Origin of the sequence: Streptomyces sp. NRRL S-1022 (assembly GCF_000720135.1) — a bacterium.
Lineage (GTDB): Bacteria > Actinomycetota > Actinomycetes > Streptomycetales > Streptomycetaceae > Streptomyces.
Genome location: NZ_JOIU01000219.1, coordinates 1 through 212, shown reverse-complemented (window position 1 = coordinate 212; position 212 = coordinate 1). Strand labels below are relative to the sequence as shown.

The 212-nt window shown below is 67.5% G+C and carries 1 pseudogene; it reads left to right on the top strand.

Going from position 1 to position 212, the window contains the following annotated elements:
• A pseudogene (locus IG05_RS43420) lies at positions 1-212 on the top strand (glucose-6-phosphate isomerase); the annotation flags it as partial.

The following is a 212-nucleotide window of genomic DNA, read 5'->3' as shown; positions in this document are numbered from 1 at the left end:
CCCTGATGATCGCCATCGGCCCGGACCGCTTCCGCGAGATGCTGGACGGTTTCCGGATCGTCGACGACCACTTCCGCACCGCGCCCGCCGAGGCCAACGTCCCGCTGCTGCTCGGGCTGCTGGGCATCTGGTACGGCAACTTCCACGACGCCCAGACCCACGCGGTGCTGCCGTACAGCCACTACCTCTCCAAGTTCACCGCCTACCTCCAG